Origin of the sequence: Haloarcula salinisoli, from assembly GCF_019599405.1 — an archaeon.
GTDB lineage: Archaea > Halobacteriota > Halobacteria > Halobacteriales > Haloarculaceae > Haloarcula > Haloarcula salinisoli.
The window spans coordinates 161,642-175,462 of record NZ_RKLQ01000004.1 but is presented as its reverse complement, the minus strand read 5'-3'; the positions used below and the strand labels follow the sequence as shown (position 1 = coordinate 175,462).

General features: G+C 55.7%; 12 protein-coding genes, 1 tRNA gene and 2 pseudogenes. 7 read left to right on the top strand and 8 right to left on the bottom strand.

What is annotated here, in order from left to right; translation table 11 throughout:
* Window positions 1-134: 134 nt before the first annotated feature.
* Window positions 135-683, bottom strand: a pseudogene (locus EGD98_RS18055) (transposase); the annotation flags it as partial.
* Window positions 684-800: 117 nt separating this feature from the next.
* Between EGD98_RS18055 and EGD98_RS18050 the strand changes: the two are divergent.
* Window positions 801-1,616, top strand: a pseudogene (locus EGD98_RS18050) (IS5 family transposase).
* Window positions 1,617-1,813: 197 nt separating this feature from the next.
* Window positions 1,814-2,662: a sodium:calcium antiporter gene (locus EGD98_RS21215; RefSeq protein WP_220589778.1), complete on the top strand. Its 849-nt coding sequence runs from the start codon at window positions 1,814-1,816 to the stop codon at window positions 2,660-2,662.
* Between the two features lie 250 nt (window positions 2,663-2,912).
* Here the strand turns inward: EGD98_RS21215 and EGD98_RS18040 are convergent, their stop codons facing one another.
* Window positions 2,913-3,800 (bottom strand): DUF8172 family protein, encoded by an 888-nt coding sequence (locus EGD98_RS18040; RefSeq protein ID WP_220589777.1) that lies wholly within the window; start codon window positions 3,798-3,800, stop codon window positions 2,913-2,915.
* A 53-nt stretch (window positions 3,801-3,853) separates the two neighbouring features.
* On the bottom strand, window positions 3,854-4,150 hold the full coding sequence (locus EGD98_RS18035) for a PadR family transcriptional regulator (protein WP_220589776.1): 297 nt from the start codon (window positions 4,148-4,150) through the stop codon (window positions 3,854-3,856).
* Window positions 4,151-4,284: 134 nt separating this feature from the next.
* Here EGD98_RS18035 and EGD98_RS18030 point away from each other — a divergent pair, with 134 nt between their 5' ends.
* From EGD98_RS18030 to EGD98_RS21100, 3 genes are all read left to right on the top strand, one after another.
* Window positions 4,285-4,452: a DUF1931 domain-containing protein gene (locus tag EGD98_RS18030; protein WP_135536541.1), complete on the top strand. Its 168-nt coding sequence runs from the start codon at window positions 4,285-4,287 to the stop codon at window positions 4,450-4,452.
* A 71-nt stretch (window positions 4,453-4,523) separates the two neighbouring features.
* Window positions 4,524-5,084, top strand: coding sequence for a TATA-box-binding protein (locus EGD98_RS18025; protein ID WP_220589775.1), 561 nt, complete (start codon window positions 4,524-4,526; stop codon window positions 5,082-5,084).
* 85 nt (window positions 5,085-5,169) lie between these two features.
* On the top strand, window positions 5,170-5,733 hold the full coding sequence (locus tag EGD98_RS21100) for an exodeoxyribonuclease VII large subunit (protein ID WP_268899233.1): 564 nt from the start codon (window positions 5,170-5,172) through the stop codon (window positions 5,731-5,733).
* Between the two features lie 81 nt (window positions 5,734-5,814).
* Here EGD98_RS21100 and EGD98_RS18010 read toward each other — a convergent pair whose 3' ends face one another.
* Window positions 5,815-6,582, bottom strand: coding sequence for a hypothetical protein (locus EGD98_RS18010; protein WP_220589774.1), 768 nt, complete (start codon window positions 6,580-6,582; stop codon window positions 5,815-5,817).
* 102 nt (window positions 6,583-6,684) lie between these two features.
* Between EGD98_RS18010 and EGD98_RS18005 the strand changes: the two genes are divergently transcribed.
* The gene (locus EGD98_RS18005) at window positions 6,685-7,095 is read left to right on the top strand and encodes a CopG family ribbon-helix-helix protein (RefSeq protein WP_220589773.1); all 411 of its coding nucleotides are present in this window, start codon (window positions 6,685-6,687) and stop codon (window positions 7,093-7,095) included.
* 124 nt (window positions 7,096-7,219) lie between these two features.
* The gene (locus EGD98_RS18000; RefSeq protein ID WP_413229602.1) at window positions 7,220-9,748 is read left to right on the top strand and encodes a heavy metal translocating P-type ATPase; all 2,529 of its coding nucleotides are present in this window, start codon (window positions 7,220-7,222) and stop codon (window positions 9,746-9,748) included.
* A 297-nt stretch (window positions 9,749-10,045) separates the two neighbouring features.
* Here EGD98_RS18000 and EGD98_RS17995 read toward each other — a convergent pair whose 3' ends face one another.
* The 4 genes from EGD98_RS17995 to EGD98_RS17985 all read right to left on the bottom strand — a co-directional run bounded on the left by EGD98_RS17995 (window position 10,046) and on the right by EGD98_RS17985 (window position 13,799).
* On the bottom strand, window positions 10,046-11,257 hold the full coding sequence (locus EGD98_RS17995; protein ID WP_220589772.1) for a hypothetical protein: 1,212 nt from the start codon (window positions 11,255-11,257) through the stop codon (window positions 10,046-10,048).
* 128 nt (window positions 11,258-11,385) lie between these two features.
* Window positions 11,386-11,805: a DUF8215 family protein gene (locus EGD98_RS21395; protein WP_470303451.1), complete on the bottom strand. Its 420-nt coding sequence runs from the start codon at window positions 11,803-11,805 to the stop codon at window positions 11,386-11,388.
* 40 nt (window positions 11,806-11,845) lie between these two features.
* Window positions 11,846-11,920, bottom strand: a tRNA-Glu gene (locus EGD98_RS17990).
* A gap of 121 nt (window positions 11,921-12,041) precedes the next feature.
* Window positions 12,042-13,799, bottom strand: coding sequence for a Na(+)/H(+) antiporter subunit D (locus EGD98_RS17985; RefSeq protein WP_220589771.1), 1,758 nt, complete (start codon window positions 13,797-13,799; stop codon window positions 12,042-12,044).
* Window positions 13,800-13,821: the final 22 nt, after the last annotated feature.

Below are 13,821 nucleotides of genomic sequence, written 5' to 3'. Positions count from 1 at the left end.
GTGAATATATTAAAGTATTCTGTCAGCCGGTTCTGGGTACTATAAATAATTTGTTGCGTGGTTACGTAATGAAGCAATGGTGGCATCCCAATCAATGGGAATCCGACTTAGAACTTTATCAATATGAATAAGAGTTATACGTTGGCGGCGGCAGTTGCGTGAACGAAGAGGTGGTCGATTTCTTGCATGAGGTCTTCTACGCCACGCTCATCGTTGTCCCGAACCCATGAGAGAAGGTTATAGACGGCTTCCTTCAGAGAATGTTCGAGGTTCGCTCGAAGGCGTCATCGCTTCGAGCGAACCGTCCCCAAGGCGCTCGACTCAGGATCAAGACGAACGAGGCTGTAGGCAGCCATGAGAAGGTGCCAGTGCCGACTGGCACCTTCGTCAGTCTGCATCTCGCAGTCTTCTAGGCCGAGATCCTGCTTCGAGTCCTCGAAGAACGTCTCGATGCGCCACCGCATCCCGTAGGAGCGGATTACGTGCTGGATTGGTGCGTCAATTTTGTTGATAGCGAGGTACTTGACCGGGTCTTCATCTGTTTCTTTCTCGGCGATGACCAGCTTCACGTCTCCCAGTTGGGAGACGGGAAGCTTCTTCGTCCAGATGTGATAGGTGTCGTCCACAATGTTGCGCTCAACCGTGTCGATGCGCTCTGCCAGCGCATCGACGCGGAGTTCTTCGAGGCGTTCGTGGTTGAACTGCTGTTGCCTTGTTTTGCCTGCTAGTGGCGGCAGTTTCAGACGCTCAGACGGAGATATTCCGTTAAGCTATCCCGGAAATGGACGCCGTCTGGCGATATGGCATCGCTCAGACGGCTAGCGTGGATGTGTCGAGAACTTGCCAAAGAACACGTAGACGATCCTGACGTACCCGCCGCGCCGAAAGGCGCGGACGGGTACGCCGAATGGACACAGATAGCGTTGATTCTGTTCTGTGTCGAACTGGAAAAGAGTCTCCGAGAAACTGAAGACTATCTCAATGAGATGTCCGGTATTTTAGCTGTATTCGGTCTTGAGGAGGCTCCACACTACAGCTCGATTTGTCGGTGGGAGGATGAGTATCGGATGCGTGAGCTCCGCCGCCTGCTCCGCGCTTCGGCGGAGCAGGCGGGCTGGAGCGGCGAAGCAGCGATTGATGCAAGTGGCTTCCAGCGCGATCAGACGAGCTACCACTACCGCGACCGCGCAGACTTCTCATTCCAGACGATGAAGACGACGATTCTGATTGACGTGAACACGCTAGCAATCAAAAATACCCATTACACGACGCAGAAGGCGTGGGACGGCCATATTGGGATGCAGGTCTTCCGCCGGAACGCGGAAGACCTGCGTGTGTTGTCTGCTGACGCCAACTACTCTTGGAGCGACCTCCGTGAGGAGTGTCGCTCCAACTCGACGCGGTCGTTGATCAAGCACCGAGAGCAGACACCGCTACAGAAAGCGCACAATGCACGAATGAACGAGGACTACAACCAGCGCTGGATGAGTGAAACCGGGTTCTCGCAGTTGAAGAAAGACGACGGCGAGAAGCTCCGCTCCCGGAGCTAGCACGGCCAGTTCCGGGAGCTCACACGCAAGTGCATCGTCCATAACCTGACGCAGGCGGCGAGTTAGGGCTCGCCGCCTGCTCCCCTTTTCTGGACGTATCCAGGAGAGGCATCGCCGTCGTCACTTGACCGTGGGAACAAAATGGCATAGTTCTGATTATTCACCAAGCGCCAGTAGCGACAGCTACTGCATCGTCTGGTCCCGAAATTGTGGCGTTGACGCTGTGAAAATGTGTCTGAGTAACTCTACCCCGCCGCTGTCTTGTGATTAAACAAAGCAACATCGTCTCCATTCCACTCATCGTTACTATCGCCTACGTCGCCTCGCGGAAGCGAGACCTCGGCGACGAAACGGAGGGGCAAGATACGCGTCGCGACGGTGAACAGGGAAGCACGTCGTCTGGCGGCCAAACAGCGACGCACGGTCGCCACCGCCAGGAGAATCTCCTTCGGATTCAGAAGGAGGCCGTTACCGTCCTGATACTGCCGTATCTCGGAATCCTCGGTCTGGTCGCCGTCCTCACGCTGCCGGAATCCGGGCGGGGACTCCAGCCCATCGATGGGTGGATTATGGGGGCAGCCTACCTCGCATATCTGGGCCAGGCGTTCTTCAGGGGTCGCTCCGAGTCGGAGGACGTGCAGTGGACCAAGAAAGAACTCGGCCTTGCCGGTGCCGGGCTGGTCGTCCTCGCGTCGGGAGCGTACGGTATCGTTCTCTCGACGGAGAACATCGTGGCTGCACTCGGGATCTCGAGGCTCGTGGGCGGGTTATTCGTAACGGCGATTGTGACGGCGATCCCCGAGATGTTCGCGACGTGGAGCGTCGTCAGAAGCGGTCAGGTCACCGCCGGGACGACGAGCGTTATCGGTGACAACGCTGTCACGATGACCGTAGCGTTCGTGCCGCTCGCACTCGTCACGGTTCCAATCGAGGACTTTCAACTCTATTGGGTGAATCTGCTATTCGTTGCGCTGATGCCGGCCGTGTACGCGGGACTGACCCACTGGGGAGCGGCTGCACACGGGTTCACGCGATTGCAAGTCCTGCTGTTCGACGGTCTCTACGTTGTGTATGTTGGTGTAATGGCCTTCAGTGTACTCAACATACTCTGAATGGGTACCTTTCATGTATAGAGAGTATCGAAGACAAGTAGAGCGAGAAAACGCATATCCGAGATAGAATTTCGATTGATCACAACCAGCCTGTGCTGAAGCGTTCAGCACTAGGTTTATACCGGTTCGCGGACTTTCTTTGTATATGAGCTTGGAAGAGACGGTTGACTACCTCGCTGAGGAACTCGACCTTGAGCGAAGTGAACACGTCCGTGAGGTCGGTCAGTCGGTCGCCGAGCTTCGCGACTGATCAGAACAGTTCTCTGAAATCCCGTTCGACGAGCCCGTCCTCCAGATACGTGATGAACTCTTGTTTCGTGGGTCCTTGACGGTCGAGCAGATCGTCCCGTTCTGCACGTTTGAGGACTGCCTTCGTGAAGTCCGTACAGTGGGATTCATGCTGCTCAGCGTACTCTGACAGGGCTTCTTGCCAGTGCATATCCAGCTCGAACTCGGCTAATCGAATTTGGATCCCGTCTTTCCGTTCGACGAGGTCGACGTCCAGTTCTTCGAGCTTCTTGAAACGGAGATTGTTCCGACGGACAGTAATGAGCCGCTTGGAATCGATGATGTAGGGATCGACCCACTCACGCCAGGTATCGTCGTCGACGTGCGTTCGGGGCATCTCGAAACCTGGGTCTACACTCTCAATACAGAACTGCAGCATCGCGATTCCGGTTCGGTGATTCGCATTCGGAAGGGAGTGCCGGAGAATCAAATTCGACATCACCTCTCCAGCGACGGTCGGAAGTGGTGCTCTCCAAGAGACGTGATCGAGTGCCTGCTGGATCTTTTGCGGTTCGAACTCCTTGTAGAGCCGGAACTCATCCTCATCTCGAACATCGACAGCTGCTTCGAGCAATTCCACTAATCGGAATGCGACAACTTGCCCAGCACGAGGAAGGTCACGAATACGGTCGCTCAACCATTCCTGATCGAAGTCGATGTCATGGGCTGATTCGATCTCTGAATCGCCTTCGTAGAGTACATAGACCGGTGTTTCGAAGGGGTACCCGATGAGTTTTGTCGACTCGTCGGATTGCTCTCGCTGAGACCGGATCTCTGCTATCGATGCCGAGCTATGTTTGAGTGAGAAGTTCTCGGCCTGTGGGTGGTGATAGAAGACGAGCCGAGCCATCTCAATGTGTATTCGTGGGAAGTGGATAAAGCAGTCCCGCTTGTATGTTGATTCTACGACTGGGTGGGTGCGTTCACGTCTTCTACATACTGGCTTTCCCACTCACGTCGTGCCTCGATCTCCCGCACTCCGCGTTGCGTGACCGTGTAGACGTTCGTCCGTTTGTCGAGTTCACCTTTCTTCAGGAGGCCTTTGTCAACGAGATCGTCGAGGTTTGGATAGAGCCGCCCATGATTGATTTCTTGTTCGTAATAGTCGTCGAGTTCGTCCTTGACTGCGAGCCCATGTGGTTCCTCGAGCCCGGCGATCACGTACAAGATGTCCCGCTGGAACCCAGTTAGATCGTGCATCCGTCTGTTCCCACTTTTTGAGGGGTGGCATATGTTCTCTCTGGTACTCAGAGGCGGATACAGCATGACTGGGCAAGAATCCCGCGTGGGAACTTCGAACATTTATATGGTGGACAAGAGAAGTTCGCGATGGAATGTCTGACCTAATCGTCAAAGCGGCCGTGAAGGACGCACTCTCGGACCAGAACGTCTCGGCAGATTTCTACGACGCCCTCGACGAAGAGGTCGCCGAACTGCTCGACGACGCCGCAAAACGTGCTGAGGCCAACGACCGGAAGACGGTCCAGCCCCGCGACCTCTAATTCGGAAGGTACCACACCAACGCTCAAAGTCACTCCCCGTTTTAAGGGGGTTGTGACTGGAAGGTACTCCTATGAGTGTCACAGCCGAATCAATTCAAGTCGAGAATGTGGTCGCATCGTCCGATATCGGTCAAGAACTCGATCTGGAAACGCTTTCTGAGGATTTAGGAGCCACCGACTACGATCCCGATAACTTCCCTGGACTCGTGTATCGGATGCATGATCCCAAAGCCGCAGCGCTCATTTTCCGCTCGGGGAAAGTCGTCTGTACGGGTCCAAAAAGCGTCGACGATGTGACGACCGCGTTGGAATATGTCTTCGACGAGCTCCGTGAATTGGGTGTCGATGTCGCTACCTCCCCAGATATTGAAATCCAGAATATTGTCTCAAGTGGGGACCTCGACCACACACTCAATTTGAATGCGATTGCGATCGGCCTAGGTCTCGAACACATCGAATACGAACCAGAGCAGTTCCCGGGGCTCGTCTACCGGCTTGACGACCCGGACGTCGTCGCACTCCTCTTCGGGAGTGGCAAGCTCGTCATCACGGGCGGGAAACAGCTTGACGATGCTGAACAAGCGCTTACAGTGATCGAAAATCGGCTCACTGATCTCGGGTTACTGGAGTAATTCAAGGACACAGAACAGTTGGCGGGGTTCACTGGCACTGGGGGGTACATTTTTGAATCTGCTCTCCCCGTCTTAAGTTAGTGCGATGGCTGATGCCGAACGGGAGGTAGATGATGTCCTGTCCGGGAATGTTCTTTCAGTCCAAGAGCTGAACGACCGAATTGCATCGGTCGTCCAGGACACGCCTGCCCTCAACGGCGTCCGGTGTATCGGCGAGGTCACGGATCTCCATCAGAACAGTACCGCCCTCTATTTCACCCTGACCGACGGCGACGCCGAGCTTCCCTGTATGCTCTGGGCGAACCGCTATCAGAAGATGGACGCTGACCTCGAAGACGGGACGGACGTCATCCTCGTCCAGAACAACCCCATGGATGTCGTTCGGCTCGTGAAACTCAGCAAGGCGAGCTACCGGAAGATGCAGGAGAACATCGTCTGGGCGGCCGGCTACAACGTCTTCGCGATTCCGCTTGCAGCAGGCGTGTTGGCACCAATCGGGATTCTGCTGTCTCCCGCCGTGGGAGCGCTCCTGATGTCGCTGAGTACGGTGATCGTCGCAATCAACGCACAGCTGCTTCGGCGCATCGACTTTTCCATCCCCGAGCTCCCAAGTGCGACTCCGCCTACTGACGCTCAACCTGCCGACTGAGGATTGCTCTATCACTGCTCACATCGGATGGAATCTTTCGGGTGGACAACGTTTCTGGAATCGGAATGCCCATTTTAAACCTTAGAAGATGCCCAGAATGAATCCAATACCCATTACGATGAGGATTGTCGCCGTGAACGCTGGCAGGTACTCGGCGTAGTCTTCAAGCCGGTCCTCGTAGCGCTGGTAGCCAGCTACGAGTACCAGCGTCACACCGACGAGCGACGTAATGACGGCCAGCGAGTAGATGAGCATCAGTTCGAGACAATAGGTCGAGCCGGTGCAGATCGCAATAATATCGAACTCCTCGTTGTGGGTGAATCCGAGGGCGAACGCGAGGGCTGCCATCCCGTACAGCCCACGATCCGACGTCTCCTCGAGATTGTCGTGAGAGTGGGAATGGCCGGACTGGCTCACGAACGGAACTATCCGCCGAGCCCGAGCGATCCATCCTTGGGTATCGTCGTCGACGTGGGCATGACCGTCGTCGTGGGCGTGATCGTGGTGGTCACTATGATCGTCTTCCTGATTTGACGCGGTGTGTTCGTGCCCACTGACGTATTGCCAGATTCCGAGGACGATGAGTAGCGTCCCGGCGACGTAGTTCATCCAGGGAATCTGGGTGAGGCCGAAATACGAGAGCGCCCAGAAGTAGACGACCACCATCGCGATACTACTGATGAGATGTCCAATCCCAAGAATGAGGCTTGATGCAGCTCCGGAGACCCATTTGTTTGGTTTGTCGAGCGCGTAGCTCGCCGCAATTGCCCATCCGTGGCCCGGGGAGAGACCGTGCGTGAGACCGAGGGCAGTTGCCCCGAGTGCGAGTGCGAACACTCCGTTGGCCATCTACTCGATAGTAGAGTGAGAATTGCTTATACGGGTTGTTATGGCCCGATTCGGGAGTTCGTAATAATGACGCTCTTGAGGAGTGCCATCCATAGCTGAGGTATGAGAACGAGTTTGAACATTCCCCAAGAGGTTCTCGAGTCGTTCGATACGACGTGGCAAGACGAAGGATTGGAATCACGCTCCCGTGCCGTCCGTGAGGCGATTCAGGAATACATCGAGCGTCACACGGAACTGGAAGAGTTGGACGGCCCTGTCGTCGCAGCGCTGGCGTTCGATTACGAGCACACACTCGTCATCGGTGAACTCCATACGGTTCAGCACGAGTTTGAGGAGGTTATCAGTACCACACAACATATGCACCACGGGGAGTGGTGTCTTGAGACGCTCTTCTGTCAGGGCTCTGCAGCACGAATCCGGGAGTTGGTGTACCGACTCCGAGATTTCGATGCCGTCGGACGCGTGAATGTCATGTTCCTCCAACCGGAGCTCTCCGCGATGTCAAAGGACTAAGTCGCGTTCTCCGGACAGCATTAATACCGACGCATCTGTACCACCAGTAATGGCCGTTCGACTTAGATTGGCACCTGCGTTCCCCGGCCGAGGCTGTACCTCTCTACGCCGGTGGTGAGCAGTTATGTCTCCATCTCATTTATCACCTCCCACGTGCGCGCTCTGTGATGGAACCGTACCCGACCACCGAGTCGTCGGTGCTGACGATCTTCTCTTTTGTTGTACAGGGTGTCAGAGCGTCTATCGTGTCCTTTGTAATGAGGAACCGGAATCTCGACGGATGGACACAACACCCGGAGTTAGGCACACTCCCAGCGTTGAAAAAATTCAGCGCGCTGGAGGCTCCACTGAATCGACGACCGAGTCACGTGTTTTCTTCCAAGTCGATGGGATGCACTGTGCGACGTGTGAAGCATTTCTCGAATCAGTCGCCAAGAGCTGTGAGGGTGTCACTGACGCCGCGGCGAGTTACGTTACCGAGACGATCCGTATCACATACGACCCTGATCGCGTCTCGAAGGAGACTCTCTGTGATGCTCTGAGTACGCTCGGCTATTCGGCAACCCTTCGTGCTGGAGGGAATGATGACGCACCGACTGTAATCGGACAGTCACGGCGATCTGACGAACCTACTGAACGAGGCATTGATGAGGTGCTAGGGTTCCGTTACGCTGCTGGCGTCATTTTCGGGACGTTCATGCTCCTCCCATATGCGGTCCTCCTCTATCCGGCGCAGCTCTCGTCGTTCTTTGGTGACGGGACGCTCGATATGTACGCGAGTGCGTCCGGACTCGGTGGTGGAGATAGCCTGTTGATCCTGCCGCTCTTTCTCGTTTTGACAGGGGTAGTTCTGTTTTTCACCGGCCTGCCGTTGTTACAGGGTGCGTATGTCAGTCTGAAGATGCGACAGCCGAACACCGACCTGCTCGTCGCACTAACCATCGTGGGTGCCTACGTGTATAGCACGATTGCCTTCCTCCTCGGGCGGCTCGATGTGTTCTACGACCTCACGATTGTGGTTGCCGCGAGTGTGGTGGCCGCTATCTTCTACGAATCACTGAGCAAGCAGCGGGCGATGGATCGCCTGACGAATCTCACTATCTCTCACGTCACCGAGGCCAGGCGGTATGGCGCCGATGGGACGACGACGGTCGACGTACACGATCTGGTACCCGGGGAGCGTGTCCTCGTCCGCGAGGGTGAACGAATCCCGGTCGATGGAGTTCTCGCTGAGGGTGAGTGTACGGTCGATGAAGCGATCGTGACGGGCGAGTCGCTTCCGGTATCGAAGCAAGCGGGAGACGAGGTCGTCGGCGGGGCGGTCGTCACAAATGGTGCTGCCGTCCTCACAGTGAGCGATGAGACAACCAGTAGTATCGATCGCCTCATCACTTCGGTTTGGGATCTTCAGAGCGGGGATCACGGCGTCCAGCGGCAGGCAGATCGGCTCGCGTCAGTCATTATCCCGGTCGTCGTCGGTGGGGCGGTACTCGCTGGATTGGGGTCGCTTCTGGTGGGGACTGGCATCCCCGTCGCCGTCCTGACCGCGCTGGTGGTTCTCTTGGTTGGATGTCCGTGGGCACTTGGCCTGGCAACCCCGCTCTCGGTGGCAACCAGTATCGAACAAGCGGTAGAGCGCGGCATCGTCATCTTCGACGAGACCGTCTTCGAGCGCCTTCGGAACGTCGACGTCGTCGTCTTCGACAAAACGGGGACTCTCACGACCGGCCAGATGGATGTCCTCGAGGTGGATGCACCGTCGGATCTCCTTGAAATCGTCGCGGCCCTCGAACAGCGAGCATCCCACCCGGCGGCCGACGCGATCGTGAATGCGTTCGCACAAGGGAATCAGGACGGCGACCGGTCGAGAGCCGATGGTGGTGTTGCCGATGGAAGTGATCACGAGCACGCAGAGGACATCACTGAATTCACGAGCCACGCGACCGGCGTCGAAGGCGTCGTCGCGGATACACACGTTCTCGTCGGGAATCTCCATCTCTTCGCGGAACTGGGGTGGTCGGTTAGCGAGCAGATCGAGACGCGTGCCGCAGAGGCACGAACGGCCGGTCACCTTCCGGTCGTCGTCGGTCGGGACGGTCATGCAGAGGGTGTCATCGTCGTGGGCGATGAACCACGCCCAAGCTGGGATGAGACACTCACGCAACTGAGTGACCGTGCTATCGAGATCGTCGTTCTGACCGGTGATGATGAGGCTGCCACTGATTTTCTCGACAGCCATCCTGCCGTCGATCACGTGTTCGCGGGGGTCCCACCCGCAGGCAAGACCGCGACGATCCGGCGGTTACAGTCCCGGGGACAGGTTACAATGGTCGGTGATGGGACGAACGATGCTCCGGCCCTTGCGACCGCAGATTTGGGGATCTCGCTCGGTGGTGGAACGGCACTCGCGTCCGATGCCGCGGATATTTCTATCGTCGGTGACGACCTCGCGGCGGTGGAGACGACGTTCCACCTCGCAGCTGCAGCTCGTCGGCGTGTCAAACAGAATAATGGGCTAGCGCTGCTCTACAATGGAGTTACGATGTCCCTCGCAGCGACGGGGTTGCTGAATCCGGTGTTCGCGATGGGTGCGGTCGTGGCGACCGGCGGTCTCCTGGCGGCGAATTCGTTTCGAGACCTGCTTCACGAGTAGCGGTTTCATCCTTGCGAAGCGGCAGATACCCGCTGCAACCGGTGAAGACGGCACCTATCGTTTCATTCGGGAAATTCGAAGGCACCGAGACCCACGTACCCGATCGCAAAGCCCGGGACGATGATGCCTCCAGAGAGGACTTGGTCGAACGGCGTCGACTGGAGGAAGCCGGTTCCGAGTGTGCCGACAACGATCAGTACCGCTGCTAGTCACAAAAACACGTACTGTCGGCGTTTCCTCTTCATCTCTTGACTCATTCGTCCATCCCGAGTACCGTGTTACGGTAGATACCTTACCTCAGTCGGCGGGGATGATGGCGGCCGATTGATCGGGTTGTCGGGCTGTTTGAACCGAGTAGATCAGACTCCCAGTGAAGAGGACGAAGCTCCCAACGATGAATACTGCACTGAGCGGCGAGGCCGAATCGACGAATACCCAGTAGAGGGGGGCGGCAATCGATGGCCCGGCAGCAAGCACCGCGATCTTTGCGACGAGTGGTCCACAGCAGCCACAAGTACACGTCCCGACGATTGCAGCACTCCCGGCGGTTCCTTCGGTCATACCAGCTCGTTCTTCGACGCGCCAGTGACGGGCGATGAGGGCAGCGTTCAACCCGATGAGAGCGCTCAGCATCCCGACGACGATGACCTGGCCAGGTGACACGGCCAGGAAGAACGGGATATGTATGAACGGAAGATGGGGGATCGCGATTTCGAGTGTCGGCCACGACACCAACTGATAGATTGCGGGCAGAACGACGACCGTCACTTCCTCGGGGAAGCCTTCTTCGGGGAAAAACGAGAGGTACCCCGTTATCGAGACGAAAAAGAGCGCTAACACGACACCAACACCGATGCCGAAGCGACGCGCAACCGGATCACGCATGACTGCGCGAATGACACTCCCTGCGTCCTTCCAGACGACATAACCGACCAGGATTGGCGTGCCGAGGACGATGGCGTACCCAAGTGGATGCGTATCGCTTGCCAGTCCTGGAAGGAGGTAGGGGTACGAGATCCACAATCCCATGAGGATGCCGAGGAACGTGTACCGTGGCCGGGATGGCCAGCGGAGCCACCCAACGACGAAGCTCGCGACCATGATTCCCAAGCCACTCAGCAGGGCCAGTGGCTGATACCACGTTCGGGGGAACGGCATCGAGCTCGCGGTATACGTCGGATCCGGAGAGAGCCCTTCGAAGAGCACGGCTCCAAGCGCAGTGATAGCGATACCGGCGAACACGCCGTACAGAGCGGTTGTCGCCGTGATACGATCTGTTCGTTTGAGAAGGATGAATCCACCGAGAATAACGGCACCAACGAAAGCAATAATTACACCGTGTCCTTGCGAGAGTCCACCGCTTCCGGTTGTACCGTGGGCAGATGCGACGGGAACCTGAGTGAGCGTACCAATCGCGGCGAGAAGTATAGAGAGTGGCCGAACAGACCCGATTCGAGAGGTCTGTCCACGGGAGGGGTCCCCACGTGGTTGCCGCTCTTCTGGTGACATTATTTTGTTTTGGACAGGAAGCCACTTCTACCTGACTGATTCACCTCTCATATTCTGGATTTGACTGTCGTTGGCTCATGCTGGGTGTGGAAATATCTTCTTCCGAAAGTATGACCGGCGCGGTGAATTCACTCGCCGTCCAGAAACACGAGGAACTGTATGTGCTTGAGGAACCAGACCGGAAGAACGGCCCCAACTCCTGCAGCGAGTAGGAGACTATTCGCTGCTGTCCACACGATTTGCCCGAGGACAGTGCCAATAATCAGGACGCCGTTATATGCGATCGCATTCACCGCTAAATCGCCTCTCGACTCAGGCCGGGGCCATTTGATGAGACTGGGCTTGATTGCTGACGTCCGGCCGGAAGCTACTGCGACAAGAAGTCCGAGTAAGCCGGATACAAACCATCCGAGTACAGCCGGTGGCCAGCTGTATACGACCGTGGCGGTGGCAAGAACAATCAGACACGGGCTGGTGATTGTACCGATCTCTGCGGCGGTAAAACGGGTCAAAATGTGTCCCTCGGTTCCTTGTTGTGCGGTAGCCATCTGTGAGGGTTATGAGTAGAGCAGTGGAACGGATCAGGGATGCTCCGTCGAGGATTTGAACCTCGGTCCTCGGCGTGAGATGCCGAGATGATTGGCCGAGCTACACCAACGGGGCACTCGGAAGCTCATCCGTGGAACAGATTAACACTGTCGACTGTAACTCCGGAAGGTATTCGCCGCTATGGGAGGCAAATTCATCTATGCACTCACAGACAATCGTATCACCCTATTCAACGTTAACTGAATAGCAATACAAACAACATAACTGCAAGGACTAATAGAATAATGGCAATTGATTGGCCAATACCTGCTCGAAAAGTACCTGGTGTTATATCTTTGTCCTGAGGCTCAGCGACTTTTGATTGTTTCACAATAGCTGTGAACCGTCTGACTCCTAACTCGGGATTATTAAGGAGCCAGCGAGTCCCTGTGGTGAGATGCACCACAAATTGATCGATGCGAGCAAATGAGTTGGTGACTCCATGTACTATTGCTTTGGTCCCAAAGAAAACGGTGGGATTGTAAATATCGTCGAAATCTGGAATGCGGCCAATTCGCTTGAGTGGCCGACGTAAGATAGCAAATCCAAGAATACCTGCTATCGCAAGCTCAAGACCCTCACCGATATGACCCAAGGTGAATGTTTCATAATGAATCTCTGACCCAAAGGGGATGATACTGAACAATCCACTGGGGTACACTCCGAAGATCACACACAGGCCTGCTACTATCGCCATCGCAACTTTCTGTCCTCGGGTTGCGTCGTAGATCTCCCCTTCGTAGTCGCCGTGGAAAAACACATAATAGCCCAGTTTGATAAACGATAGGAATGTTCCTACGCCGCCCAGTATCAATAACCACCAGAGAGTCTCCATCTCCTCGTACTCGGCGGCTGATAGAACCATCCCTTTGCTGACGAACCCGTTAAAGCCCGGGAATCCTGCGATTGAAAGTGCCGCGATAGAAAAGGCTACCGTCGTTACTGGTAACTTTCTCGCGAGCCCGCCGACGCGTTTCAGACTTTCTTCGCCAGTTCGATAAATTACGACGCCGACGGTCATAAACAAGAGACTCTTGTAGAGGATGTGATTGAAGACGTGACCGAATGCACCAGCGGTGGCGAGTGTTGTTCCAATTCCAACCCCTGCTATCATATACCCGACCTGTGATTGAATATGATAGGAGAGAAGCCGTCGCATATCACTCTGCATCAGAGCCATGAAAGCCCCGAAGACGGCCATTCCGCCACCCATATAGGCAACTGCGAACTGGCCGTCCGGAAAAATTCGGTACATCACATAGACTCCCGTTTTCGTCGTATAAACACAGAGAAAAACGCTCGCAGCGATGTGGGGCTTAGGATATGTGTCAGGGAGCCACGTGTGGAGGCCAATGAATCCGACCATAGTACCGACACCCACGACAGCCAGCACTTGAGGGACAGTGCCGACGATGCCATCAGCCGCAGTAAACAAAAACGAATTAACAGTTGCGTATTGCCAAGCGATCGCTGCCAGTAACAGGCTCCCACCGATTCCATGCCAGAGTGCATACCGGAAGCCCGCTCGAACCGCCCGGCCGCCGTAATGCCATACAAGTAGCGTACTTCCAACCGACATTAACTCCACAAAGAAAATAAGCGTCAACCAATCACCTGCGAACACGGCCCCAATGCTAGTTCCAACGTAACTGAGGGCAAATGCTGTCTGAACGGTATCGGCATCACTCGCATATGAATAGATAATGCCGATTGAGCCAATGAATGCGAAGATACCGCCCATCAATCGAGTGAATGAGTCTACGTACAGGAAAATGGTCGAAAAGCCGAATAAACTTCCAGATATAAGTGCACCCTCTGGGAGGAGCCATACGTACGGTACAACGACAGCAGTCGCGACCAGGCCGAGAGCATGACTTATCCGGCGGGAGAACAATGGCGAAAGAATCGCAACGAGCAAGACAGGCACGAACGGTGGGACCAGTGGTAATATCATTAGTTAGAACAGTCTCGATTAG

Bases quoted from the DNA above. Each gene is read 5' to 3' on its own strand.
- EGD98_RS18040 (WP_220589777.1), bottom strand. From the start codon at position 3,800: ATGGCTCGGCTCGTCTTCTATCACCACCCACAGGCCGAGAACTTCTCA.
- EGD98_RS18035 (WP_220589776.1), bottom strand. From the start codon at position 4,150: ATGCACGATCTAACTGGGTTCCAGCGGGACATCTTGTACGTGATCGCC.
- EGD98_RS18030 (WP_135536541.1), top strand. From the start codon at position 4,285: ATGTCTGACCTAATCGTCAAAGCGGCCGTGAAGGACGCACTCTCGGAC.
- EGD98_RS18025 (WP_220589775.1), top strand. From the start codon at position 4,524: ATGAGTGTCACAGCCGAATCAATTCAAGTCGAGAATGTGGTCGCATCG.
- EGD98_RS21100 (WP_268899233.1), top strand. From the start codon at position 5,170: ATGGCTGATGCCGAACGGGAGGTAGATGATGTCCTGTCCGGGAATGTT.
- EGD98_RS18010 (WP_220589774.1), bottom strand. From the start codon at position 6,582: ATGGCCAACGGAGTGTTCGCACTCGCACTCGGGGCAACTGCCCTCGGT.
- EGD98_RS18005 (WP_220589773.1), top strand. From the start codon at position 6,685: ATGAGAACGAGTTTGAACATTCCCCAAGAGGTTCTCGAGTCGTTCGAT.
- EGD98_RS18000 (WP_413229602.1), top strand. From the start codon at position 7,220: ATGTCTCCATCTCATTTATCACCTCCCACGTGCGCGCTCTGTGATGGA.
- EGD98_RS17995 (WP_220589772.1), bottom strand. From the start codon at position 11,257: ATGTCACCAGAAGAGCGGCAACCACGTGGGGACCCCTCCCGTGGACAG.
- EGD98_RS21395 (WP_470303451.1), bottom strand. From the start codon at position 11,805: ATGGCTACCGCACAACAAGGAACCGAGGGACACATTTTGACCCGTTTT.
- EGD98_RS17985 (WP_220589771.1), bottom strand. From the start codon at position 13,799: ATGATATTACCACTGGTCCCACCGTTCGTGCCTGTCTTGCTCGTTGCG.